At 39.8% G+C, this 26,285-nt stretch carries 23 protein-coding genes; 14 read left to right on the top strand and 9 right to left on the bottom strand.

The annotated features are described in order from the left end of the window. The first annotated feature begins 50 nt into the window (after positions 1 to 50). A complete protein-coding gene (locus ACTJKN_RS12155; protein ID WP_440825287.1) occupies positions 51 to 785 on the top strand; it encodes an SDR family oxidoreductase in 735 nt (244 codons plus the stop codon). 97 nt (positions 786 to 882) lie between these two features. Here ACTJKN_RS12155 and ACTJKN_RS12150 read toward each other — a convergent pair whose 3' ends face one another. Next, positions 883 to 4,611 carry a tetratricopeptide repeat protein gene (locus tag ACTJKN_RS12150; protein WP_440825285.1) on the bottom strand — a complete coding sequence of 1,243 codons (3,729 nt, stop codon included), beginning with the start codon at positions 4,609 to 4,611 and terminating at the stop codon, positions 883 to 885. Between the two features lie 156 nt (positions 4,612 to 4,767). Here ACTJKN_RS12150 and ACTJKN_RS12145 point away from each other — a divergent pair, with 156 nt between their 5' ends. Beyond that, positions 4,768 to 5,187 (top strand): SRPBCC domain-containing protein, encoded by a 420-nt coding sequence (locus tag ACTJKN_RS12145; protein WP_440825284.1) that lies wholly within the window; start codon positions 4,768 to 4,770, stop codon positions 5,185 to 5,187. A gap of 125 nt (positions 5,188 to 5,312) precedes the next feature. Here ACTJKN_RS12145 and ACTJKN_RS12140 read toward each other — a convergent pair whose 3' ends face one another. Genes ACTJKN_RS12140 through ACTJKN_RS12125 form a run of 4 tightly spaced genes read right to left on the bottom strand, consistent with a single transcriptional unit; the run spans position 5,313 to position 12,674 of the window. Then, positions 5,313 to 6,398, bottom strand: a complete 1,086-nt coding sequence (locus ACTJKN_RS12140) for a Gfo/Idh/MocA family protein (RefSeq protein WP_440825282.1) — start codon at positions 6,396 to 6,398, stop codon at positions 5,313 to 5,315. An 8-nt stretch (positions 6,399 to 6,406) separates the two neighbouring features. Next, complete coding sequence (locus tag ACTJKN_RS12135) at positions 6,407 to 7,864, bottom strand: Gfo/Idh/MocA family protein (RefSeq protein ID WP_440825280.1); 1,458 nt, start codon at positions 7,862 to 7,864, stop codon at positions 6,407 to 6,409. Positions 7,865 to 7,890: 26 nt separating this feature from the next. Continuing rightward, positions 7,891 to 11,364, bottom strand: a complete 3,474-nt coding sequence (locus ACTJKN_RS12130) for a DUF1080 domain-containing protein (protein WP_440825278.1) — start codon at positions 11,362 to 11,364, stop codon at positions 7,891 to 7,893. Between the two features lie 23 nt (positions 11,365 to 11,387). Then, positions 11,388 to 12,674 (bottom strand): Gfo/Idh/MocA family oxidoreductase, encoded by a 1,287-nt coding sequence (locus tag ACTJKN_RS12125; protein WP_440825276.1) that lies wholly within the window; start codon positions 12,672 to 12,674, stop codon positions 11,388 to 11,390. Between the two features lie 226 nt (positions 12,675 to 12,900). On the opposite strand from ACTJKN_RS12125, the gene ACTJKN_RS12120 reads away from it, so the two are divergent. From ACTJKN_RS12120 to ACTJKN_RS12100, 5 genes are all read left to right on the top strand, one after another. Then, a complete protein-coding gene (locus ACTJKN_RS12120; RefSeq protein WP_440825274.1) occupies positions 12,901 to 14,154 on the top strand; it encodes an ROK family protein in 1,254 nt (417 codons plus the stop codon). Between the two features lie 101 nt (positions 14,155 to 14,255). After that, complete coding sequence (locus ACTJKN_RS12115) at positions 14,256 to 15,038, top strand: alpha/beta fold hydrolase (RefSeq protein WP_440825273.1); 783 nt, start codon at positions 14,256 to 14,258, stop codon at positions 15,036 to 15,038. 58 nt (positions 15,039 to 15,096) lie between these two features. Then, positions 15,097 to 15,876, top strand: coding sequence for a hypothetical protein (locus ACTJKN_RS12110; protein WP_440825271.1), 780 nt, complete (start codon positions 15,097 to 15,099; stop codon positions 15,874 to 15,876). Between the two features lie 94 nt (positions 15,877 to 15,970). Then, positions 15,971 to 16,654, top strand: coding sequence for a GNAT family N-acetyltransferase (locus ACTJKN_RS12105; RefSeq protein WP_440825270.1), 684 nt, complete (start codon positions 15,971 to 15,973; stop codon positions 16,652 to 16,654). Between the two features lie 84 nt (positions 16,655 to 16,738). Beyond that, the gene (locus tag ACTJKN_RS12100) at positions 16,739 to 16,963 is read left to right on the top strand and encodes a CDGSH iron-sulfur domain-containing protein (protein WP_086548824.1); all 225 of its coding nucleotides are present in this window, start codon (positions 16,739 to 16,741) and stop codon (positions 16,961 to 16,963) included. Between the two features lie 63 nt (positions 16,964 to 17,026). On the opposite strand, the gene ACTJKN_RS12095 is transcribed toward ACTJKN_RS12100, so the two are convergent. Next, positions 17,027 to 17,830 (bottom strand): helix-turn-helix domain-containing protein, encoded by an 804-nt coding sequence (locus ACTJKN_RS12095; RefSeq protein WP_440825269.1) that lies wholly within the window; start codon positions 17,828 to 17,830, stop codon positions 17,027 to 17,029. 192 nt (positions 17,831 to 18,022) lie between these two features. Continuing rightward, positions 18,023 to 18,901, bottom strand: a complete 879-nt coding sequence (locus ACTJKN_RS12090; protein WP_440825268.1) for an oxidoreductase — start codon at positions 18,899 to 18,901, stop codon at positions 18,023 to 18,025. Between the two features lie 148 nt (positions 18,902 to 19,049). Between ACTJKN_RS12090 and ACTJKN_RS12085 the strand changes: the two genes are divergently transcribed. Next, entirely contained in the window at positions 19,050 to 19,244 is a 195-nt protein-coding gene (locus ACTJKN_RS12085) for a hypothetical protein (RefSeq protein WP_440825266.1), read from the top strand. A 62-nt stretch (positions 19,245 to 19,306) separates the two neighbouring features. Here the strand turns inward: ACTJKN_RS12085 and ACTJKN_RS12080 are convergent, their stop codons facing one another. Together ACTJKN_RS12080 and ACTJKN_RS12075 are read right to left on the bottom strand one after the other, a co-directional pair. After that, positions 19,307 to 20,998 (bottom strand): arylsulfatase, encoded by a 1,692-nt coding sequence (locus ACTJKN_RS12080; RefSeq protein WP_440825264.1) that lies wholly within the window; start codon positions 20,996 to 20,998, stop codon positions 19,307 to 19,309. Between the two features lie 106 nt (positions 20,999 to 21,104). After that, the gene (locus ACTJKN_RS12075) at positions 21,105 to 21,479 is read right to left on the bottom strand and encodes a DoxX family protein (RefSeq protein ID WP_440825262.1); all 375 of its coding nucleotides are present in this window, start codon (positions 21,477 to 21,479) and stop codon (positions 21,105 to 21,107) included. Positions 21,480 to 21,579: 100 nt separating this feature from the next. On the opposite strand from ACTJKN_RS12075, the gene ACTJKN_RS12070 reads away from it, so the two are divergent. The 6 genes from ACTJKN_RS12070 to ACTJKN_RS12045 all read left to right on the top strand — a co-directional run bounded on the left by ACTJKN_RS12070 (position 21,580) and on the right by ACTJKN_RS12045 (position 26,280). Further along, entirely contained in the window at positions 21,580 to 21,978 is a 399-nt protein-coding gene (locus tag ACTJKN_RS12070) for a winged helix-turn-helix transcriptional regulator (protein ID WP_440825260.1), read from the top strand. A gap of 96 nt (positions 21,979 to 22,074) precedes the next feature. Then, a complete protein-coding gene (locus ACTJKN_RS12065; protein ID WP_440825258.1) occupies positions 22,075 to 22,608 on the top strand; it encodes a hypothetical protein in 534 nt (177 codons plus the stop codon). A 450-nt stretch (positions 22,609 to 23,058) separates the two neighbouring features. Beyond that, positions 23,059 to 23,361, top strand: coding sequence for an ArsR/SmtB family transcription factor (locus ACTJKN_RS12060; RefSeq protein WP_029276735.1), 303 nt, complete (start codon positions 23,059 to 23,061; stop codon positions 23,359 to 23,361). An 11-nt stretch (positions 23,362 to 23,372) separates the two neighbouring features. Beyond that, the gene (locus ACTJKN_RS12055) at positions 23,373 to 24,473 is read left to right on the top strand and encodes an NADH:flavin oxidoreductase (RefSeq protein ID WP_440825256.1); all 1,101 of its coding nucleotides are present in this window, start codon (positions 23,373 to 23,375) and stop codon (positions 24,471 to 24,473) included. Positions 24,474 to 25,101: 628 nt separating this feature from the next. Continuing rightward, positions 25,102 to 25,992 carry a pirin family protein gene (locus tag ACTJKN_RS12050; RefSeq protein ID WP_440825254.1) on the top strand — a complete coding sequence of 297 codons (891 nt, stop codon included), beginning with the start codon at positions 25,102 to 25,104 and terminating at the stop codon, positions 25,990 to 25,992. A gap of 6 nt (positions 25,993 to 25,998) precedes the next feature. Beyond that, complete coding sequence (locus ACTJKN_RS12045; protein WP_230142325.1) at positions 25,999 to 26,280, top strand: GNAT family N-acetyltransferase; 282 nt, start codon at positions 25,999 to 26,001, stop codon at positions 26,278 to 26,280. Positions 26,281 to 26,285 lie beyond the last annotated feature (5 nt).

Raw genomic sequence — 26,285 nt, 5'->3', positions numbered from 1 at the left:
TGCCCAGGCTAACCAATACGTCTACATTTGTACCATAAACATGGTAAATTATGAAAACAGCACTGATTACAGGAGCAAATAAAAGCATAGGCTTTGAAACAGCAAGACAATTATTACAACAAGGGTATTATGTATATGTAGGCTCCCGAGATATTAAAAAAGGCGAAGAGGCCGTAAGCCAGTTAAAATTAGAAGGGTTAAATAACGTAGCGCCTATAGAAATTGACGTGGATAACATCGAATCGATACAAGCTGCCGGAACATTACTCAGTAAGAAAATTAATGTGCTCGATGTATTGATCAATAATGCAGGTATTAGTGGTGCTATGCACACGGCTTTGGAAACAGATATTAATGTATTCAGGCAGGTATTTGAAACCAACTTTTTTGGTGTAATCACAGTCACACAAACCTTTATAGATTTGTTAAAGCAGTCGCCAGCACCAAGAATCGTGAACGTTACGTCAGGTTTAGGTTCACTTACGTTACACAATGATCCGAACTGGAAATACTATGGCGTAAAGCCGGCCGGTTACGTTTCTTCGAAGGCAGCACTTAATGCATATACCATTCTATTGGCTAATAACCTATTGAATACGCCTTTTAAGGTAAATGCGGTTGATCCAGGCTATACTGCTACAGATTTTAATCACCATTCTGGCCCGGGAACAGTACCAGATGCAGCAGCAAGAGTGGTAAAGGCAGCGACATTATCACCAGATGGGCCAACAGGACAATTTTTTAGTGATGACAATGCACCTGATACAGGAATAAGTCCATGGTAAGCGAGAATTAACTATCGAGATGTGACTGAGTTTCTTTCGTATCGCTTTATATCACTTTAAAAGCCCTGCTTTATTAAACAGGGCTTTTAAGTTGTTCTTATTTCATAGCCAGTTGCTGATCATCTGCTTCGGCCATTTCTTTATAAAAAGCCTTAAACTGGTCGATCTTATCTAAAGGAACATAATCTTTCTTTAATGCAAAACTCCGCTTTAAAACGAGTTTATTTCCTTGTTGTACGCTTTCCAGTTTGAAATCGACAAAATCATTGCTCAGTTGAACAGCTTTAAAAGGCTGAACCATGGCTTTTCCGGTTGGAAGTTCTAATGATAATTCCTGATTAGACTCGTCAACCCCAAATAACTGGGTAAGATCGATACCAAATTTCCGAGGTGAAATCACCTGCAAAGCTGTTGCGTACGATTTGTTTGACCATGGAATAGAGAATATCGACATGCCTGCTACACTTTTGCTTACATTCAGCAATTTATAGGAACAAGCTGTCCCCACAGTATCTGAAGTTGATTTTGCGGTATTGAGGTTAGAAAAACTAAGACTATAAATTTCGTTTTCGGGATATACACCTGTCAGATCTTCCTTCATTTTCTTGATCTGATCTGCACTGCTCAAATCGTTAAAAACACTTCTGATGTAGCTAGACATTGATCCCGTATTCCAATTGGTTTCCTTAACCGTCATATCGGCATTTTCAAGCTTAACTTCGGTTTTGTAGGCCATCATGTTCCTTCCTCTTATTCCAGGATTAAACTTGTTCAGCGCTGTACTCGTTTTACTAATTTCGAGAATATTGGATCCCAGGAAAGTATTACTGAAAGTATTAAAGGGCAACGTGCCGGATGTAAGCTCTACCCAGTAATCTTTCCCTCCTATTGTTGATTTGGCAATGCAGTGATTAAATTCAATACTGGGTAACAATAACGTATGTTGGCCGCGATCCCGGGTATTTGCCAAAGCCAGCGTTGCTGTAATTCCGGCTTCTTTACACATGCTCACAAAAAGCGTAGATACATCTTTACAATCGCCAATTCTTGTATTAATAACTGTTGATGGATTTTGAGGAATAATACCACTTTGCCTAAACGACACGGAGCTGTAGGCGATGTTGGTAATGATGTAATTATAAATCATTTTGATTTTAGTTAAATCATCTAAATTGCTTTTACCTGCAAACAAATCGTTTACTACTGTTTTTATTTCATAACTGCTCCGCGCTTTAGCCGATGCAATATTGTCGTACCAATCTGCAATAAATTTCCAGTCGGGAATAGATGATAAATATAGCATATTGGTTACATCATCCATTGGGGGCATTTTATCCTCATATCTTAAAGCTTCTTGTTTATTCTTCTCCCATACATACAAATCGAATTCATCTTTTGCCGTTTTAACAGGAGCAATGTCCTGCTGTGAGAAAACATATTTGAAAGCTTTATCACGGTGGATTAACAATGAATATTTAATATTAAGGTTATCCAAACCATCGCTAAAATAGAAAGCGTCCCAGAAGTGGGTAGACATTGCCCCAACATGGAAATTCTCGATTTTATAACGGATATTAATCACATCGCCAATTTCGAGGTTGGTAAATACCAACTCATTATTATTGGTTTCGGCAGGAACTTTTGTTCCATTGGCCTTTATTACCTCGGCTATTTCGACAGCATAATTCTGGTCGTTATTATAAGGAATAGCATATTCTTTAAAGCTTTCAAGCCCTTTTTGGGTTAGTATTTTTGCAGTAAAAAAGTGCTTCTCTTCTGATCCACCGTTTTCATAAACAACTTTCTGCACTTCATTATTCAAAACCACAACCTGCCCATCGGGATATTCTGTTTTAGATGGCGCCTTGCCAACCATCACTTTAACATCGGGTTTGTCGAAGTAATCAAATACAGCTTTTTTGTCCTGAAGTGTTCTTAACAACTGGATAACAGTGTAATTATTCGGATCGATCTGTAAACTCTTTTCGTATGCCTTAATACTTTTCTCTTTCTGTTTATTTGCATTATACAGCGTACCTAACTGAGAATAAACAAATGCGTTGTTAGGATCGATTTCGAGTACTTTTAAATATAATTTTTCTGCCTCATCGTATTGTTGCAACTTATAGTAAATACCTGCAAGGTCTGTGTATATGGAAAATCCGATCGGATCGTTCTGCAATTCCTTTTTGTAAATATCTATACCTGCATCGGTTTCTCCTTTGTCCAAATGTAGTTTTGCTACATATTTAGCAGCCTTATAATCATTATTCTCGTTAATATATTTTTGCAAAATATCAATCGCCTTAGGGTTCTTTCTAATCTGCACTTCAATAAGGTATTTTAAATTGACAATGTCTGCTGAATTTAAATATTGTGGATAAATTTTCTCAACCAGGTCTATAATTTCTGGTTGTTTTTTCTCCTGGCCGAGTATGTTCAGTTTTTTTATCAACACCGTTTCATTCTCGCCATAAATTTTTTCCAGTTTAGCAAGAACTTCTTTTGCCCGCACGTAATCATTCTGTTGAAAATGCTCCGTATATACAAGCTCCAGGGCTAGCGAACACTCCGGGTCGTGTGTTTTAATTTCTTCTCTGAGGGTTTCAATTCCAGTTCTATTATCGGCTTTAACAAACAGTTCTATCATCATCAGGTTGAGATAGGTACTTTCAGGAAAACGTTTTTTAAGTTTCTCCAGGATCAACCTTGCATCGAACACATTTCCTAAACGCAAATAAAGCTTAGCCATCATTAACTGATTTAAATAGCTCTGCGGTTTTGCTTTAAGGGCATCTTCGAAATATTTAAATCCAACTGGTTTTAGCTGAGCTGGAACAGGATTTGTTTCTTTTGAATACACCTGTGGTGTACTGGTAGTAGAAAGGTTATTTAATGGTGCTCCGTTGGCATCAGTTAACCGCAGCATAAAATTCGATCTGCCCGCATAGCTCTCGCCTATCTGCACCAAAACGCGGTTGTAGCCCTGATTTAACTTAACCGGTACAATGTATGCGTCAAGATCGTTGTTTCTTTCTTCTGATTCGCTGATTAAAAGCTGATCATTTACCCAAACCTTTACCGAGCCGGATACGCCGATTCTTAATTGCCCTGTTGTACTTGCAGGCGCATTAACAAATGTTTGGGCAAACTGTAATGCATTTTCATAAGTGTTATAATACGTAAAATCGAACCATTTATCATGCCGTACATAAGGTACCGTTCTCCAGCTAAATTTTCTGTTCTTTTTACCCGTAAAAACATAATTAAGTTCAGGATGGGCTAAAATATCATCGTACTGTTTATCGAAACCACTGGTCGAAATGTTTTCATACTCGCCTGTGATTAACCAATTTTCGATTTCGCCAATCTTATTAAAATACTGATCAGCTTCGGCATATTGTTTTTTCTCTTCGAAATGCGAACCTAACGATGCGTAGGCCAATGCATTAATGGTGCCGTCTACATCTTTTCTTGTTGCCAGTTTTTTATAAAACTCCAACTGGTCGGTCGTTTTTATCTTCGAAGCGTTATTGGGCAAATCGCTCCATAGCGCAACAAGATATGGTTGTGGGTTTTTAGCCGTATTGGATAATTTATTTAAGTAATTAAAACCTTCTTTAGCCGTCCGGTCCATTTCAGTCATCATAGATAACGCAACATTTGCTTCGTCTGAAAATGTAGGTTTAAGTGCTGCCTTGGTAAAAAAATCGCGTGCCGCTGTCCGGTTGTTCTTAAAAAAATATTCCCAGCCTGGGTTCAAATTTGTTTGTGCCTGAATAGACGAAGAAACAAGAATTGAGAGAATTAATAGTTTAAATTTCATTTTGTAATTATAGAAAAAAAACAAATCTGAATCAAAGCAATCTAGATTAAAAAATAAGCAGGAAAAACCTCACCCATTTACTGCATTTAATGTGCAGGTAATATTTTTTAACTTATATGATCAGACTAAAAAATAGAATTAAACTGCGATAGAAAAATGAAGAACAGATCGATGCAGATTAAGGGAACTTTTAAAGCAAATATTCAATTGCTTTGGGATATTTGGACCAAACCTGAGCACCTAAAAAACTGGTGGGGACCAAAAGGCTTTAGTGCCACCATCCATAAAATGGATTTACAAGCAGGCGGCGAATGGAAGCTCACCTTACATGGACCTGATGGTAAAGACTATGCCAACCGCAGCATTTTTAAAGAGATTATTCCACTTGAAAAAATTGTATTCGAACACTTCAACCCACATTTTTTCACTACAGTTCTTTTTGAGACCCAGAATGAAGAAACCCAGATAAACTGGACGATGTTATTCGACACTCCTGAGATGCGCGAAACGATGTTTGTGAGCATACGAGAAATCGTCATTGCTGGAAGGCATTTTTTGCCCACGAAGCAATTTTAGATTATCGCTACTAGCGTTCGCTTTAAGGTTGCTTCGTGCCTCGCAATGACGACTTCTCCTTTCCTGGTGTCTGATGGCAACATCTGACACCACGACCACAGCAACCGAAATAACAAGAAATAATTTTAATCCAACCTGATCATTGCACCGGTTTTTACCGATTCATCGCAGGCAAAAGCAATTCTTAAGCTGTTTACAGCATCATCAGTAGCGTCAGTTAAATCTATATCTTCGCTAATTGCTTTTAAGAAATACCGTTGCTCGCGGTTGCACAGTTCCTGATGATCGGGCTCATCGGTAAGGTCTAACCATTCATCGGCTTTGCTGAATTCATCATTGGCATCTAAATCGGCATGATGTATTTTAATCGATTCGGTTTTGGTATGCGCATCAATGTTATCAGAGTTTCCGGCAGCACCTGCTTTTTTAGCCGTGATAGATACTGATCCTTTTGGTCCAAAAACATCTTTAATAAAAAAAGCATTATCGCTCACCATCGGGCCCCAGCCAGCTTCATACCAACCAATAGAACCATCTTCGAAACGGATCTGCAGCTGCCCGTAATTGTAATTCCACTCCGGGATATCGTCAGTAAGCCTGGCACCAATGGCACTCACCTGTACAGGCTTCGATCGGGTCATTTGGCACATAATATCGATATAATGCACAGCACAATCGACAATGGGGCTTAAACTTTTCATCAGGTTACGGTGCACCGTCCATTTAGGACCATGGCTCTGTTGGTTCAGGTTCATGCGCATCACCAAAGGTTTTCCCATTTCCTGAGCCAGCGATGTAAATTTCTCCCAGGAGGGGTGATAGCGGAGAATATAACCCACCAATAACTTTTTATTCGCTTTTTTAGCAGCTTCTGCCACCTTCATAGCGCCTTCTACGCTATCGGCCAATGGTTTTTCGATAAACACATGGCAACCATTTTCGAAAGATTTTATGGCATAAGCTTCGTGTGTATCGGGATAAGTAGAAATGCAAACGGCATCTGGTTTGGTTATTTCGAGTGCCTCGTAAAAATCAGTATACAAATCATATTGTCCGTCTAATTTTTCGTTAAGTTTTTCTTTGCTTTTACCGGTAGAAACTAATCCGCATATTTCAAACCCTGGCAAGGTGTGATAAGCTGTGGCATGGGAAGCGCCCATATTGCCACAGCCTACTACTAATACCTTTAAATTCTTGTTTTCTGTCGACATACTAAATCTTAAACGCCCAACGTCCAGCCTTTACGGTATTCGCGTTTCACAAATTGGTTTACTTCGTCAAAATTCGTCACCTTCATATTTATTTTATCCCAAAGCATTTTGATATCTCTACCCGGATAACTGATTTTACCTGCTGCGTCCCTGCGCTGCACATCTGTCCCCCTAATGGCCAGATTGGCAATCAATAAAGTTTCGGTAAGGGGTCCGGCAATTTCAAAGGGCGAACTCAGTTCCATTTTTCCATAACCGGCAATCGCGGCTTCAGCAAATTGAGTATAATGACCTTCTTCCTGATTAACGATACGCGGGATAGTAACTTTCGTTCTATCTGATTCGTTGCGCGAGAGTGGCAATAATTTTGGATTTTTGCCATAGGTTTCGCAGATCATTTTACCTTTTGTGCCGATAAAAAGCACACCATTATCGCCGAAACTTTCATTTGGTCCTAATTCTTCCGGACGTTCTGGCTTAATGCCTCCATCCATCCAATGCACCTGAACCTCGCGTTTGGTTTTTGGCGTTTTGGCAAAAGTTAAAATGACGTGGCTTGATGGCGGGCAGCTTTCTGGCAAGTAAGCACGTTTAAATTCATCAACATATACACTGCCTACGCTGCATTCTACGCTGATTGGAGTATCCAGGCCTAACACCCTAACAGGAGGCTCTACCAAGTGGCAGCCCATATCGCCAATGGCTCCGGTGCCGTAATCCCACCATCCCCTCCAGTTAAAGGGAACCAGTTTATTTACATATTCTTTATATGGAGCACTGCCTAACCACAAATCCCAATCGAGTTCTTTCGGTATTTCGGCTTTTCCGCTTGGCCACGAAATTCCCTGTGGCCATACTGGTCTATTAGTCCAACAGTAAACCGTATGAACTTTACCTATCCTGCCTGCATCGTACCATTCCTGAAGTTTTCTTACGCCATCGCCCGAAGCCCCCTGATTACCCATTTGCGTAACCACTTTATAGCGGTTTGCAGCTTCGGTTAACATCCTGGCTTCATAAATATCATGCGTTAAAGGTTTTTGCACATACACGTGTTTACCTAACTGCATGGCTGCCATGGCAATTTGCGCATGGGTATGATCGGGTGTAGATACCGTTACGGCATCAATGTTTTTATCTTCTTTATCCAATAACTCACGGTAGTCTTTGTAATATTTTGCCTTTGGGAAGTTTTTTAAAGAATTTGCAGCTCTTTTATCGTCTACATCGCATAAAAAAGCAACATCTGTTTTTCCTCCCCTAACAATACTGGCAATATCGCCTTCTCCTTTTCCACCTACACCTATTCCGGCCAATTGCAAACGATCGCTTGGCGCCAGAAAACCTGGCCCACCCAACACATGGCGGGGTACAATCATAAATCCAGCGGCAGCAAGCGCTGTTGTTTTAATAAAGTTTCTTCTCGAATTTTCAGTTTTCGAATTTGCCTTATCTTCTATCATCATTTAACCTGTTATAATGCTAAATTAACTTATTTCTTTTTACCTGTAATTTTTGTACCAGTTTCTTTTTGAGCTGGCGCTTTCTTGCTCAGATCTTTAATCCTGATGTTGCGGAACTGAACAGGAGAGCCATGACCTAAGAAGCCGATATGTCCACTTTCACGTAATAAACCCGGGTGTTCTTTATGGTCTGGTGTGCCGTTTTTCTTAAATGGTTCGATATCGCCATCTAAAATTACGGTACCGTTTAAAATTACTTTGATCTTCGATCCTTTGGCAATCACTTCTTCATAGTTCCACTCTCCCGTAGGTTTTAAAAACCCTCTTTTGGCAGCGATAGTGCCATAAACCGAACCATGATACTGGTACGCTTTCAGGTCTTTATAAATCGGTGCATCGTTATCCAGGATCTGCAGTTCCATACCGGCGTAAGCAGCATCACCTTCTAAAGGAGCTCTGATTCCTAAACCGTTGTTTGCACCTGGAGTGAGCTGAAATTCGAAACGGTAAACAAAATCACTGAATTCTTCTTTGGTGAATAAATTACCGCCTGATCCTTTACCTGGTTTTGGCCGGATAGCGATGTTTCCATCTTCGATAACGTAATCAGTAGTATTACCGGTCCAGCTGTGCATATTGGTTCCATCGAACAATACTTTATAACCTTCTTTTTTCTCTTGTGCACTCAGCTCAAAAGGTTTTGGGCGGGGAATTTCTTTGATGTAGATATCGCGGTAAGCTACCGGCGACCCATGCGCCTGCAGTTCGATCTGCTCTTCTGCAAAGATCGGCAAACTTCTGTCCCAATAGTTCTCCAAAATCACATTATCGGTCACCAATTGTCCGTTCAGATAAACGGTAACACGGTCGCCCTTCATTAAGATTCTGAATGTATTCCATTCATCTAACTTGTTATCGGCTACTTTAAGCGGTTTACTTTCGTTCGTTTGATTGTTGTACAAACCACCAGAACCAACCTGGGCACCAACTTTTGTACGGGCAAGATCCCAGATCTGTACCTGTGGCGTACCGCGCAGGTAAATACCCGCATCACCTTCTCCTTTTTTATCGTCGATGATTTTCCAGTCTACCAACATTTCAAAATCGCCATATTTTTTAACCGTAGCAAGGTTATTGCCATGACTCTGAAACTGTAGTTCACCGTTGATTACTTTCCAGCTTTCCTTTGCTTCGGCATCAGCTTTTATTTGCGCTTCAGCTAAGGTTTTTTCATCCATTTTCGATCTTTTGATCGGATCGGCCACCAGCCCTTTCCAGCCAGATAAATCTTTGCCGTTAAAAACCTGAACAAAGCCTTCGCCAACTTTCATTTCAGAAATATACTTACGCATGCCTTCTTTCTGATAACCTGCATCGCCTCCGGTAATTACGGCAATGGTTTTATTTAGCAAGCCCTTTACAATGTCGCCATTGTAAGTTCCGGCCATGGTAATATTCATCACTGCGTTTGCCGCAGCCTGTTGTAAAGTAGCATTATCCAAATATTGACCTGCAAATACAATCGCATTAAAACATTTGGCCTGTTCGGTATCTTTAAGAATCTGCTGTTGTTGTGCTGGTGTTTTAGCCACTGCCATCGCGTTGCGCAATAGTAGTAAACGTTGCTCAGCCGGATACTTTGTATTTCTTACTAAAGTTAAGTAACCCACAATCGCCTGGTTCAAAAAATCTGGATTGGTGGTGGTACGCGCAATGCTGATCAATGCATCTGTTGAGCCTGCATCCGACCATGAAGAAAGTGCTTCAATTGCAGCTTTTTTGGTGGCGTCATCGCCTGTGGCATACGCTTCTGAAACCGATTTTAACGATTGCTCACCACCTAAACTGCCCAACACCTTATAAAACAACAATTTCTTATCAGCAGGTGTATTGCTCATTTGCTGAAGAATGGCATTGGCTTGTGCCGCTTTATCTGTTGATCCTTTTACCGAAGCAATAATGGCATCTTGTACAGCAGTAAGTTCGCCGGCATCGGTGGTTTTATTTAAAAGATCAAATAATTGTGCTTTATTTTCAGCTACTGCTACATTTTGCAATGAAAGGTATGCTGCTTTTCTTACTTCAGGTTTTTTACTGTTTAATGCGGTATAAATAACTTCCGTTTGGCTGGTTGCTGCACGGGCAGCTAAAATATTAATCAAGGCAACCTGTACTTCTGGTTTAGCTTTCGGAAGATAAGCGCCAACTTTAGTGGCTACACTTTCGCCTTTTATTCTTAAAATACCATTAGAAATGCCCGCAATATCTGCTGTATCTCCTTTGCTCATTAACTTCAACAGATCGTCTATAACCTCTTCCTGTCCAAGTTTTACGGCGGTATTTATTGCAGCCAGTTTTACCTGCTCATCGTCGCTTTTAATTAGTTTGAGTACGGCTGGCAATGCAGATTTTGCTTTGCTATTGCCCAGCATATCTAAAATAGAAACCTGAGTTGGGGCATCAACCTTTTTTAACTGGCTTACCCAGGCTGCACTATTGGTATCATTTACGCCATCGGCAGCTAATTTAACCGCAGCCGCACGAAATTCGAACTGTTTATCTGCCATGGCAGCTAACAAGGCCTGTTGGTCAGTCTGTGTTGCCGAAAGTAATTTTAAGGCCGCAGTACGCTCGTTTACCTGATCATCAGCCATTGCTTTTTCTAATATTGTTTTGGCTATCGTTTCTACTCCGGTTTTATCTGTTACTACGTTTTTCTGTGCGTATACCAATAAAGCCGCAACCGCATTGGTTTGGTCGTATTTATAACCTGCCTGTTCAGCAGCTTTTACCAAAATTTCTTTAGCAGATGCATCGCCAATATTTGCCAGGGCATACAAACTTACCTTGATTAATGTTTTATCTGTTCCGGTAGCCAATGGTGCAATAGCTGTTGCTGCTGCTTTATCATTGGTATGCCCTAATGCTTCTACAATGGCAATTTTTGCTTTACCGTTTGCTTTACTCAAGCCGTTAACCAATGCATTTGTAGCAGAGGTACTCCCAATTTTCGCCAGTGCTCTCGATGCTTCATCAGCCAATTGTTCGTCAGTAAGGTAATCTGTTAAACAGGCTACCGCAGCATCATTTCCTACTAAATCGAACTGACTGATGATAAATGCCTTATTCTGTTTATCGGTTAGTTTAGCCAATGCTTTACAATAAGCATTGATGGCCATGCTCCTTAAATTCTGTTGACCGGTTTTGGTCGCATAAGCAGTAAAACCACCTACTGCATACTCAATAAGGGCGTTGTTTCCTTTTTCAGAAGCTGTTAAACCACTAATTAAGGCTACGTAACCCTCTTCACCTAAATCGGCCACTTCTTTCATATTGCGTTCTAGCTGGGCAGCATTTCTAGCGGGTAGCTGTGCCAATAAATCGGCAATACGTGTGGTTGTAGTTCTCTCGTCTTTTTTATCTTGAGCCAGGGCCCTCACCGTAAATAATGCATTTGTAAGCATTAAAATGGTTAACAGCACCAATAATATTTTTTTGTTCATGATGGTTTGCATTTTGAGATGTTTTAAATAGAAAATGGTGCACGCATTACGGGATTAATCAATCTGTTAGCAGCCTCATCATCTACGAATTCTTGCTTAACCGGGTCGAATTTTAACGATCTTCCCAATCTTAAGGCAGCCAAACCAATATTTACAATGTTGCATGAACGGTGTCCGTTCGCTTCATTTAAAGCGAATTTTTTCCTCGTCCTTACCGATTCCGAAAATTCTACAATTTCAGGATCAGGATCAGGGAATTGTGCCAGTTTACGTTCCAGATCAGGAATATCTGATTTAAAACCCGGATACAATTTACCTTTTGGCCCTTCTATATAAGGTACATTGGTATCTTTACCTTCACCGTCTAAAATAATCTGGCAGCCATCGGCATAAGTATAGGTAATCCTGCGCCAAATGCCTACTGCATCGGTATGTTGTTGTGGCGCATCAACCTCTACAGAAATTGGGTTGGTATCATCCTTACCTAAAAAGTATTGAATCGGGTCGATATAATGTTGTCCCATATCACTTAATCCGCCACCATCATAATCCCAATAACCTCTAAAAGTTTGGTGAACGCGGTGCGCATTGTAAGGTTTGTATGGTGCAGGGCCTAACCATGCATTATAATCTAATTCTGGCGGTACGGGCTGAGGTTCTAAATGATCTTTGCCCACCCAGTAAAATTTCCAGTCGTAGCCGGTATGTTTACTTACGGTTACTTTTAATGGCCAGCCTAACAGACCACTATCTACCAATTTTTTGATTGGCTTTACAGTAGTACCCATTCCGTAAAAAGTATCTTTAAACCTAAACCAGGTATTTAACCTAAACATTCTACCATGCTGTTTTACCGCTTCTACCACCCTTTTGCCTTCGCCTATGGTATGTGTCATTGGTTTTTCACACCAAATATCTTTACCTGCATTGGCCGCATCTACAGCCATTATACCATGCCAGTGTGGCGGGGTTGCAATGTGTACAATATCTACCTCAGGTAATTGTATCAGTTCTCTATAATCACTAAATGTTTTTACACCTTTATCTAACATTGATGCTGCTTGTTTAAGGTGGTTCTGATCAACATCACATATGGCTACGACCTGGGTACCTTCGTAACCAAAATGGCCTCTACCCATTCCTCCAACACCGATTACGGCTTTGGTTAATTTATCGCTTGGCGCAAGATATCCTTGTCCGCCCAACACATACCTTGGGACAATAGTAAATGCTGCCAGGCCAATTGCAGATTTTTTGATAAAATCGCGTCTGGTGTTTTGTTCATTTTGTGGTTCTTCTTTAGTTTTCATTTGTTTCCTGGTGTTGTAAAAAACTTATATGATAGTTTGGTTCCGAAAGCATTAGAATGCTGGAGCATAGGATTTATCGATCTGGTTAGATTAAAATTATAAGGTTAATGTTAATAAGAAATTATTATAAAGACAAAACATCGTTGATTTCTTTACGTATTAAAAAAACTTTAATAAATTTTTAATAGAAGTTATTTATATTTATCGAAATAGTGCAATTAACAACATGAATCTTAATCTATTAAATAACCTAACATCAAACACCAACGATAAGCAGTCGGTCCAAAAACACAAGCTCATAAAACACCTTTTTAATTTAGGAGCATCTTCAGTTTCTACTTTATGCGAAATTATGGAAATGAGTACGCCGAGTATTCTGAAGCTTTTGCTTGGCCTGATTGATGAAGGCTGGGTAGAAAAGAAAGGGTATGGTTTATCCATTGGCGGGCGAAAACCCGACCTTTATCGTTTAAAGGATAAAAAGATTCTGGTTCTCTGTATAGACATTGAGTTATTTCATACCCGAATAGCCATTATTGACAACAATTATAATTTTGTGCTGGATGTTAAAACCATTTCGGTGCCTATTTCAAAAAGCAGGACTGATTTTTTCAATATTTTACATACACACCTTCAGGATATCTTAAAATCGGCGGGCATTCAAAACAAGCAGTTTATTGGCTGTAGTGTTGGTATGCCTGGCTTAATTGATGCTGAAAAGGGAGAAAATTACAGTTATTTCTTAAGTGATGATGAAAATATCCCTTTAACAGCCGCATTTGAAAAAATGCTAAATATACCTGTAGTGATCCAAAACGATGTGAATGGCTCATCAATGGCAGAATTTACCCACGGAACAGCTAAGGGCAAAAAGAATGTACTCGTATTGTTAATGGATTGGGGTGTGGGTTTAGGCATTATAATGGACGGAAAATTGAGGCAAGGCAACTGCGGTTTCTCAGGCGAACTGGGCCATATGCCTTTTGTGGAGAATGGCGCACTCTGTTACTGCGGAAAACACGGCTGCCTCGAAACCGTTGCATCTGGAAACGCGCTGTCAGAAATGGCAAAAGAAGGTATTTTATTGGGCAAAAACTCCATGCTTACCAACCTCTCTAATGAAGAACTGGAAAGAATTGAACCTGCACTGATTATTAAGGCAGCAAATAAAGGTGATCAATACGCCATTCAGCTGCTCTCTAATGTCGGCACTCATATGGGCAAAGGAATAGCTGTTCTTATTCAGTTGTTCAATCCCGAACTGATTATTTTAAGCGGCAAAATTGCTGGGGCCAAGCAATATATCACATTACCCATGCAACAGGCAATAAACACTTATTGCATGACCCAAATTAGAGAAAAAACAACGATAGTTTCTTCCGATTTGGGGGAAAACTCCAGGTTACTGGGATATGCCGCAACAGGCATCGATCAATTTCTGGGCGCCTATATCAAAAAGGTAAAAAAGCTTAAAAAGTAATATTCCAAATGGCGCAAACCACCCTAAATTTGTCTGTTATCGGCACCTTATTTTCCAATAGCTTATTTAGATTTGTATAGCAAAATTAAAACCCAAGACCGATGGAAACATATAAAAAAGCAGGCTACGAAAAGGTAAATAGCATTAACATGTATTATGAAATTTACGGGGAGGGAGAAATTCCGTTGGTTTTGATACATGGTGGCGGTTCTACCATTCAATCTTCATTCGGCAGACTTATTCCTTTTTTGGCCAAATCTGGTCAGGTGATCGCTGTTGAACTTCAGGCACACGGGCGTACCAGCGACCGTGACCAGGCAGAATCTTTTGAGCAGGATGCAAAAGATGTAACCACTTTATTAAATCAGCTAAAAATAACAAAAGCCAATTTTCTAGGCTTCAGCAACGGCGGAACAACAACCTTGCATATCGCAGCACACCATCCCGCTATGGTAAACAAAATCATCGTCATTTCGGCCAATTATCAACGCGAAGGTTTAATTGATGGCTTTTACAATGGTTTTGGCGATGCAACCATCGAGCATATGCCAGAGCCGCTGAAAACAGCTTTTTTAGCAGTAAACCCAGATCAAAACGCACTGCAAACAATGTTCGAAAAAGACAAACAGCGCATGCTGGATTTTACCGACCTGAACGACGATGATTTGAGGGGAATTACTTCCAATGCGCTTTTAATGGTGGCAGATAAAGATGTGATCAAGCCAGAACATGTGGTTAAAATGTCGAGATTGATTGCAAATTCGCAATTGGTTATTTTACCTGGTGTGCATGGCGCTATGATCGGCGAAAACCTTAATCCGGATATAGGCGACAAAACAATTGAGATTACCGCACATCTGGTGGAAACTTTTTTAAGCCAATAAGTAATTAAGCTACTTGTGAATATGAAATTTAGTCCTAGTTTTGTAAAAATCATAAGTAATGAAAAAATCGACGCTCCTCAACTGCGTGGTAATGTTTTTTTTAACATTAACCATTGCTTCTTGTAAACCAGGTATTGAAGAAGGTATACCAGAACCCTGCAACTATAAACTAGATATTGCCTACAAATGGTACAATACTTATACAACTATAGATACTTATAGTGATGAAGCAAGGACCAAAAAGCTGAATTCAAAAATTATTTCTCCTGTTGGATTTTTAAAAGTAGATCCAAAGGGCACTTACGAAATAGTAAGCAATGACGTGGCGCAGATTGGAAGCTGGAAAATTGATGAGAAAACCTGTCAGTTAGTTTTGAGCGATAAGGCAGTAACTTCAATTGCCATTCAATATGATATTTTAAGTCTCTCAAGCAGCACCTTAATTGTAAAAAGGATCGTTGGAACAACGGTTTATACTGAGCACTACAAAACTGCCGACTGCCCGTCTATTACCCAGCTCGCTAAACAATGGGATAATACCAAGATTTTTTACTTCGATTATTTCGCTAATACAAATCAAATCGTTAACCCTTACGTAGTTTATCCAGTGGGTTATTTTAAGCTAAATACCGATCTAACTTATAATGTAGTTAGTGATGGTGTACCATTAAACGGTAGCTGGAAATTGGGCCAGCCGTATTGCATGATCGATTTAGATGCAACAAAATATAATGCCCGCTCCTTTGAAGTAGTGAAGTTAACTACTGATTCTTTAGTGATCTGGAGAAAAGATGCCACTGCAGGTAAAGCATTTTTACAATACTATCTTAAACATTAAGATTCCGAATCAAAAAAAGATCAAGCTGATTAGGTTGGTCTTTTTTTGATCTAAATTTATTTCTGCCTTCTTAGTCATTTAATATCTTTGCGAGATGGAACACGTATTGGATAATCCAATTTATTATGCCTTAACATCCGGACATAGCCATATTTCAAAAGGCCTTAATGAGGTAAAATATTATATCGAAGATATCACCGCATTTGCTGGCTTAAAAGATAATTCACAGGAAAATCTTAACACACTTTATCAGATCAGTCCTGCAGAAAGCCTTTTCGTATTTTTCTCAAAAACACCAGTCGAAATACCCAAGAAATGGAAATTGTTAACGCACATCAACATGTTTCAATTTATTTTCCGCGGCAAGGAAATGCCAACAGCAGATGCAACCGGAATAACAGATCTTGATTTGGAACATGTTACAGAAATGATCGACTTGGTAGAACTGACCAAACCAGGACCATTTCTGGCCAAAACCATTAACCTTAGTAATTACACAGGCATATTTGTTGATGGGAAATTGGCAGCTATGGCCGGACACCGGTTCTACCCCAGCCCCTATCGTGAAGTAAGTGCAGTTTGCACCCATCCCGATCATTTAGGCAAAGGTTATGCTTTTAAGGTTTTACAAGAACAGATTAAAAGAATATTGCTCCGTTCGGAAATACCGTTTTTACATGTTAGAAATGATAATGAAGGCGCCATTAAACTTTATCATAAATTGGGTTTCGAGATCAGGACAGAAATGATTGCCTACGTCATTAAAAAAGAGGCTTAGACCAAGAAGAGAATGTTTCTAAATAGAAAACCGTTCAGAAATTACCATTTCAATGCTTTAGTTTTGCACTAAACAAACACATACATGTCTAAAACAAAACTTACCATTAACAATAACGGCTCTGTTAAAATTGAGGGCGATTTCGAAATTGTAGATAGAAACGGAAACACTTATGGCTTACAGGGCAGAGAAGTACTTTCGATCTGCCGTTGTGGTTTATCAAAAAACAAACCTTTTTGCGATGGTGCACATAACGGCCATTTTGAGCATGAGGCAATAGCCTTTGATCTTCCTCCAAAAAAGGTTTAATAATGATTTTTTTCTAAAAAGCCCTGCTAAATGCGGGGCTTTTACATTTTGAGAGCAGCGTAACTAAACACCTACCCTTGATGGCGCCATGCCATAAGCTTTTTTAAAAGCGAACGAGAAATGCGACAGATCTTTAAAACCAACTTCGAGGTACACATCTGATGATTTCCAGCCTTTTTCGGTTAGGAGATAATAGGCATCATTCAAGCGCTTTTTCTGCAGCCAGCGGTTGGGTGAAAGATTAAAAATCTTTTCAAAATCTCTTTTAAATGTGGCCAAACTCCTGCCCGTTAAATAAGCAAATCGGTTAATATCTACATTGAACTTATAATTCGCGTTCATGTAGGCTTCCAGATCAATTTTTCCAGGTTCCGAAAAATCGAAAAGCACATCTTTTAATATTGGGTTGGTCTGCAATAAAACCATTACCGCTTCTTTAACTTTTAAATCGATCAAAGCCTGATTAAACTCGTTATTTCCGTCTAAATATGGCCATATCGATTCGATATAATTCTTCAAAAGGCCATTGGCTTCTAACGCCAGACCTTTAATATCGTGATTCGGCTTTTGCATGTGCAGGTCATATTCATTGCTGATGCTATGCAGAATATCCTGATCGATGTTAATGCTAATGGATTTAAACTCCCCGCCAGCTGGTGGGTATTTGGTATATCGGGCCAATTGATTCCGCCTGAAAAAACGGAAATCGCCATCAGAAAAAACAAATTTTTCTCCACCGATAAAAATTTCAGACGTTCCGGCAATAACCAGCCCTACAGAATGGTTAGGAATAAACTGTTCGCCCTCGCTGCTTTTCTGGGCATAGCAGGAATACAGAATTTTAGGGCGTTTCTCTTGATTTGACATCTTAATCAAATTTATAGATTTATAGTGAGACATCGTCATCCCCGTGCAGACGGGGATCTTAATGCAAATAAGCCTTGGTAATGGCATTAAGATTCCCAATCAAGTTGGGAATGACGTACCGCCAAATATGGATGGATCTTTAATAAATTTCTCGACTGCGCTGCACTCCGCTAGAAATGACGATGCAACTAATTATTTCTTTGTAAAAGATTTACCCAGATCAGTGTTCAAAAAATTCTCAGCCTCATCATGATCTGTTGATAAACTTACATCCATCCATTTCTCCATTTCGGCAGTTCTGGCAGCATCAGCGTGTTTAAGCATTCCAATGGCTTCACTTCCAAATACCAGGTGTACCGGTGGTTCAGGGTTTTCTACCAGTGCCAACATGGCTTTCGCTGCTTTTTGCGGATCGCCCATCGGTATAAAATTACCGCTTTGGAAAAAATCTGAGCGTTTTTCTACGGTAGATTCATACCCTTCAACACGAGGTGCGTATGACATTGAAGCACCAGCCCAATCGGTACGGAAACCGCCAGGTTCTACACAAGTTACATAAATCCCCAAATCCAATACCTCTTTTGCCAGGGCTTCACTAAAGCCGCTCAACCCAAACTTTGCAGCCTGGTAAATGCTTATCCCAGCATTACCTACTCTCCCGCCTATCGAGCTGATTTGAAGAATTCTGCCCGAACGTTGCTTGCGCATAAATGGCAATACAGCTCTTGTGATTTCGATCGGTGCATACAAATTCGTTTCCAACTGACTGCGCACCTGTTCTTCAGTAAAGGCTTCTGCTGCACCAACAATACCAAAACCGGCATTGTTAACCAAAACATCTATTTTACCAAAATGGGCTACAGCCGATTCTACTGCCAAATACACCTGATCGTAATCGGTAACATCTAAAGTGATCGGAAAAATCTGATCAGGGTATTTTTCTACAAGATCTTTTAAAGCTGCTGTATTTCTTGCTGTTGCCGCAACTAAATCGCCTTTTGCCAGTACTTGTGCTGTTAGATCACGTCCCAATCCGCGGGAGCTACCTGTTATAAACCAAACTTTTTTCATTTTCTATTTTTTTATGAATCAAAGGTAGTGTGAATGACAAGCGGAAGCTTTGCTTAGTGGCTCAATTTACTTTGTTTAAAAGCTCAACTTACTTTATGAGAACTTTTAACCACAATCTGCTGTTAACTAATAATTAAATACATGCGTTATGGCGAAAGAAAAGAAAAAAGCGAAAAAGAAGAAAGACAAAAAGAAAGGCAAGAAAAAAAATAAGTTGGGTGTTAAAAACTCCCTTGTTAATAACATCAATGCCCGAAAGAAAAAAGGGAAATCACGATCGAAAAAGAAATCAAAAATCAGTAAAAAGGCTTATAAAAAAATGCAGAAAGGGTGGAAAAAATAAAGATTCCACCTATGTTTTAACATTTTATCTTAAAGCTTAAAACCCATTCAATAATATTAAGTTCACTTACTTTTTGGCAAAACATAATTTTCTTTAGCCCATGCCTGCCATTTGGCATTTAGTTCTTTTACCTGATCAGGATGTTGAGCCGCAACATCGTTCAATTCGGTCTGATCATTTTTGATGTTATAGAGATGCCAGGTAGAATCGCTGGAAAGGTTAACCATTTTCCAGTCGCCAGAGCGTACAAAACTGGCATTAAAATGTTCGTTAAACAGGATCTCGTGTCCTTTTGATAGCTTTCCTTTTAAAGCAGGCACCAAACTCACGCCTTGCATTGGCTTAATGGTATTGCCCTTGTAGCTGCTGGGATACTTTGCGTTGGCAAGTTCTACAAAAGTGCTCATAAAATCCATTACATGTCCTGTTTGATTGCTATAACTGCCTTTTTTGACAGCAATGCCTTTTGGCCAGAAAGCGATCATTGGCGTATGCACACCACCTTCGTAAGATTGTGCTTTTGCCAGTTGATAGGGTGTATTGGCTACATTTGCCCAGATTGGCCCGATTGAGGTATAACTGGTTTGAGGCCCCGGCATTACTTTTTTATAAATGGGATAGGCAATCTTTTCGCCAGTTCTTGTTTCACTTGGACGGTCGAAACCTGGCCCATAGCGCATCGCATCTTCAGGACTTGCACCATTATCGCTCAAAAACACAATCAATGTATTATCCAATTGATTGGTTTCTTTTAGGGCTTTAATAATCCGCCCAATGCCTTGATCCATCCGATCAATCATTGCTGCGTGTACAGCCATCGCCATTTCATCAAATGCTTTTGTAGAATTATCATCCCATTTCATGGTCGATTTGCGTGGAGATAAAGGAGCCGTTTTAGGATCGATCAATCCCATCGCTACCATTCGCTTATACCTCGCCTCACGAATAGCATCCCAGCCAACTTTGTAGGTATCTTTATATTTAGCGATATCTTCTGGCTTTGCCTGCAATGGCCAATGCGGCGCATTTTCAGCTACATAGAGAAAAAATGGCTTATCACCTTTGCTAAATTCGCGGATGTAAGTAGCGGCTGTATCATTAATGGCATCCGTATGGTAATAATCTTTGGGCACGTTTTTAATTGGCGTTGTGCCACTTACCAGGCTAAAAGGATCAAAAAAATCCACCACGCCCCAAAGCGTCCCGAAAAACTTCTCAAAGCCTCTGCTGGTTGGATATTGATCGATGGGAGAAAATAAAGGAAAGGACGTTTTATGGTTTAGCCAATCCAGCTGTGCTTGTGGTGTAGGTTGTTCTATGGTATTCGCAACATGCCATTTACCAGACATTGCCGTCCTGTATCCAGCGCCTTTTAAAACCTCTGCCAGTGTAACTGTATTTTTGCTAATGGCACCACGATATCCTTCTAATCCACGATCGGTAGTCATTTCGCCAATGCCAGCGTTATGGTTGTAAAGCCCGGTTAACAAGGCTGCACGTGTTGGACAGCAACGAGAAGTATTATAAAAATTTTTGAAGCGAACACCCTGGCTAGCCAGATAATCAATATTTGGTGTTTTAATTTCTCCGCCATAACAACCGATATCAGAAAAACCCAGATCATCGGCAAGGATAACAATGATATTGGGTCTTTTATCAGCAACTTTCTTTGGTTTAGGCTTATCAATAAAAGCAGAAAAAATAGCTACCACAAAGATTAAAAACAGGCCAGAATATTTGGTAAATGTGCGCATATTACCTAAATTAAAATAAAAAGCTAAAAGATCCGACTTCATCAATTAATTTGTTGCAAACACAGCTAAATCGTTTTATATGCACCTAAAAATCTCACCGGCTCAGCTAAACAGATGCTACCTTCGCCTTGTGATAGGTAAAATACGATAGCAATAACACGATTAAAAATACAACCGGCCCGACACGGTTATTGATGGGATCGCCCGAAGCGGTATGCGCTATAAATGCTGAAACAAATGTAAATGCGAAACCTGCGTATGCCCATTCTTTCCATTGCCCTTTTATGGGTAACAATAATAAAACAGCACCTAAAATTTTCGCAACCGCTAATTCTACCCTAAAATAATCAGGAAAGCCTAAATGATGAAAAGCCTGCTTAATGGTTTCATTAGTCAGGTAAGAATAGGCCGAGAAAGTCATCATTAACGAAACTAAAGCTGTAGATATCCAGTAAATAATTTTGATTGTTTTTGTTTTCATATTATTTTTTTAATGCAAACTTATGTAGTTTTACTATCTAAATGATACTAGTATCCCAAAGGATAGTACTATCCTTTACGAAAGCTTATACCTTTGTATTATGGGACCAAGAAAAGAACACCGTAATCTAGAAACCTGTACAGCAAGTTTAAATGCGGTAAAAGATGCGCTCTATGTGTTAAATGGTAAGTGGAAACTTCCCCTGATTATTTCTCTGCAAGAAGGACCACTGCGTTTTAATGAGATCCAAAAATCACTTGGAGAAATTACGCCCAAAATACTATCGAAAGAACTTAAAGATTTAGAATTAAATGAATTTGTGATCCGGAAAGTATTTTCTACCACTCCGGTTACCGTAACTTACGAGCTTACCCCTTATAGTGAATCACTTGAAAGAGTAATTGATGAGCTTAGGGATTGGGGATTAAAACATCGCGAACGGTTGGTTAAAAACAGAAGAAGCGAATTGGTTAAAGCAGAAATGGCGACCTCACTTTAGGCCGCCAAATTTATTTTTATATACTATTCATTTTACCAAAAAAAGCAAAAAACTGATAATGATAAAATTCGGCTATCTTTGTACAAAATAAAATCGATGGCGGTATTACATAAAAAAGAAGAAAAAATTCAGGCAGTGCTGGGTAGGTTGCCTAAAAAATATACAGACGAACAATTTGTAGAGATGTTTATCAGACTTTACTCTAAAGATTGGGGCAAAATAAAATCAGCTTATATTAAACAATCTCAGGATAAAGAACCTGGAACCATCATCAATATGCCGAAACCAGAGGTATATTTACGACAGATCCTGGCAAACTATCTCCAACAAGATCATGCTCCGAAAGCAGTAGAGGTTAAAGAAGAACCGGTTGTTGAAGCACCAGCTACCGAAGCTAAAAAAGCGAAAGCTCCAGCCAAGAAGAAAGAAGCTGTAGCTGAAGAAGTGCCTGCCGAGGTTAAAAAAGCAAAAGCACCTGCTAAAAAGAAAGCAGAAGCAATTGAAGAACCGACTGTAGAAGTTAAAAAATCTAAGGCGCCTGCAAAGAAAAAAGCAGAAGCAACCGAAGAGGCTCCAGTAGCTGAAAAGAAAGTAAAAGCAGCAGCAAAAAAGCCGACAGCAAAAAAATAAAAAAATATTTTACATCAAATATAATAAATCACCTTTTTGGTTGTTTATATATATGAGAGCGTTAATTTAGATGACGGGGATAGGTCGGTATGATTTATCCCCGTTCTTTTTTGGCTGTTTTTTGCCCCTTGCATATATCTTTTTGCATATATCTTTGTCATTCTGAGCAAAGCGAAGAATCTTTAGAATTAGCCTTCCTCACCAGATCGTCTTTGCGAAACCGATTTTTTACTGAACGAAGCAATCTTAATGCGCGCTGCTAGCGTTGGTTGTAAGATTGCTTCGTTCCTCGCAATGACGACCTTTCTATTGGAATTTTAGATAAGATAGTGCACAAAACTTTTCAGCGCGCACCATACTTTATTTTTACCCATCATTAAGTTTTACATCCAATTGTAAACTTTGATCTTTTAATTGGCATATCGAGAAAAGTCGATATACATTTGCGCCATGGATCAAGTAGAAATATTCAAAGCCCTTTCAAACAAAACACGTTTACAGATTTTAGGCTGGTTAAAAGCGCCTGAGCTACATTTTCCGGAGCAGCCCAATGCCGATTTTGAAAACGTAGGTGTTTGTGTTGGGCAGATTCAACTTAAAAGTGGTTTATCACAAAGTACAATTTCCGAATACCTGTCTATTTTACAGCGTGCCGATTTAATCAGTTCAACGCGCTTGGGCCAATGGACTTATTACAAACGCAATAAAGAAGGCTTAGAAAAATTAAGCGAAATCATCAATACCGAATTATAATTTAGAAATATATGAACACAGATAGTTTATTCAGGCCTTTTAGCCTTAAAACATTAAATATCAAAAACAGAATAGTAATGGCCCCAATGACGAGGTCATTTTCCCCAAGTGGCGTGCCAACAGCCGATGTGGCTAGCTATTATGCAAAAAGAGCTGCTGGTGAAGTGGGTTTAATTTTATCAGAAGGAACCGTAATTAACCGTCCTTCTTCTTCTGCAGATCCTAACATTCCACATTTTTACGGTACTGAAGCTTTAGCAGGCTGGGAAAACGTAATTAAAAGTGTACACCAGGCTGGTGGTAAAATGGGACCACAGATCTGGCACCAGGGCATTATGGATAACCATGCATCAGGCTGGTTACCAAGCACACCTTTCGAAGGTCCATCAAGCCTAAACAAGCCAGGTTTCGAAAACGGCGTACCGATGACTGATGCAGCCATTGCAGATACCATTGCGGCTTTTGGCCAGGCGGCGGCAGATGCCAAAGCCCTGGGTTTTGATACTGTTGAAATACATGGCGCACACCAATACCTGATCGATCAGTTTTTTTGGGAGGGCACAAACAACCGTACCGATATTTATGGCGGCAAAACCTTAGCCGAACGTACCCGTTTTGGTGTTGAAGTAATTAAAGAAGTACGTAAAAGGGTTGGAGAAGATTTTGCGCTAATTATCCGCTTATCACAATTTAAACCTGCTGCCTACGATTTTAAACTGGCTAAAAACGAACAGGAAATGGAACAGTGGTTAACACCATTGGCCGAAGCCGGAATTGATATTTTCCATTGTTCGCAACGCCGGTTCTGGGAGCCTGAATTTGAAGGTTCTGACTTAAATTTTGCAGGTTGGGCTAAAAAAGTAACCGGAAAAGCTACAATCTCAGTGGGCTCAGTTGGTTTGGATGGCGATTTCTTTGGTGCTTTCGCAGGCCAGAGTTCACAGCCTAGCTCATTAGATGAACTGGTGCGCAGAATGGACCGCGGCGATTTCGATTTAGTAGCCGTTGGCCGTCCGCTTTTAGCAGACCCGAACTGGGTAGAGAAAATTAAAAACAACCTTACCGAAGAATTGAAAGGTTTTAGCAAAGAAGCTTTAATGGAATTGGTATAAAACCATATTTTTTCTTTTTAAGTTTAGAAAGGCATCTCGAAAGGGATGCTTTTTTAATAAGGATGCATCGTCATCCCGATCCGATGGCGAATCGGTTGAAACGCAGTGAAATGGAGAGATCTACTTGCACCGTCAGCTGTTAACATAATGAGTTTAGAAATAATTTTTCTGCCACGGAAGCACAGAGGGCACGGAAATTTTCTTGATAATTTGAAAAGCAGTACCCGTATTACTTCGGTTGCTCCAGCCCCGCCCTTTGCTTAATCCGACTGGAAAAGCCGGGATAACGCTGTCGGTCGGGTTTATTTTACTTCTGACAGTAGCAATGCCCTAGCCACCTAAACCCGATCAAAGCGAGATGCCGATTTCCTTCAAAATTGGCAGAAGCGGGAGCGGGACTACCACAACCCAAAAGCTTCTGCAACTGCTTTCCAAAAAACCAAAACACGGCCCTTTCTTGATAATGAGGTTTCGTCATCTCGACTTCGCTGCGCTTCAGTCTAGAGATCCATTGAGACAGATTTCTCGACTTCGTTGCACTTCGCTCGAAATGACGTGAAGAATAGAATTTCAATCTAAATTCCACCCTTTTTCCTTAAATTCACCTCATTAAAAATTTAATCAGATCATGTCGAACATTAAACTCATTATCGAAGAAAGGCCAGCAAATATTGGAAATTTTATGGTTGGCAGACTCCTGCCTTTCAGAGAGAAACGTATGGTTGGGCCTTTTTCTTTTATCGACCATATGGGCCCAGCTGCAATGAGCGATCACGAAAATCTCGATGTTCCACCTCATCCCCATATCGGTTTATCTACTTTAACTTTTTTATTTGAAGGTGAAATTACACATAAAGACAGTTTAGGTTCAAATATTGTAATTAAACCCGGACAGGTAAACTGGATGACTTCGGGCAGCGGCATTGTACATTCGGAAAGAACCCCCGAATATCTTCGCCATACCGATAAAATGCTCCATGGCTTGCAAATCTGGGTAGCTTTACCTAAAGATTTGGAACAAATGGACCCTGAGTTCTGTCATGTAGAGGGGGCAGACATTCCAAGCTGGACAGAAGATGATGTAAGTTTTAAGTTAATCGCAGGAGAAGCTTTTGGCTATAAATCTCCGGTTCCAGTGTATAGCCCATTATATTTTCTAGAATTGAAAAGTACCAAGCAGCAAAAGCTAAATATTGGCGATTACCTGTTTGGCGAAAGTGCACTTTACATTCTAGAGGGTGCAATTGAAAGTGAAGGGAATATTTTTGAGCCACGTTTAATTTTAATTGCCAACGACGCCAAACTGTGCGAATTTACCATGCACGAAAACACCACGGTTTATATTTTCGGAGGCGAACCCTTTCCAGAAGAGCGTTTCATTTACTGGAACTTTGTTGCATCTGACAAAGAACTGATTGAAAAAGCCAAAACTAAATGGCTGGAACAAAGCTTTAAACCCGTTCCCGGAGAAACAGGTTTTGTGCCTTTGCCAGATCAAAATCCAAAGATCAAGAAATAAACCCTAATGGAAATACAACAGATTAACAACGAAAAGAAAGGGCAGTTCGAAGCCTTAGAAAACGGCTTACAAGCAGGCGTTATGGCATATGTTTGGGCTGGCCCAGGAAAATTCATTATTGACCATACCGAAGTAAATCAGGATTTTGCGGGCAAAGGTGTAGGGAAAAAGTTAGTGCTGGCTGCTGTAAATTATGCCAGAGAAAACAAGATGAAAATTCTCCCGCTTTGTCCATTTGCAAAAAGTGTTTTTGATAAAACGCCAGAAATTCAAGACGTATTATTTTAATATTT

Source organism: Pedobacter sp. 22163 (assembly GCF_052045595.1).
GTDB lineage: Bacteria > Bacteroidota > Bacteroidia > Sphingobacteriales > Sphingobacteriaceae > Pedobacter.
Note: the sequence above shows the minus strand (reverse complement) of the source record. Positions and strands in the feature narration are given on the sequence as shown.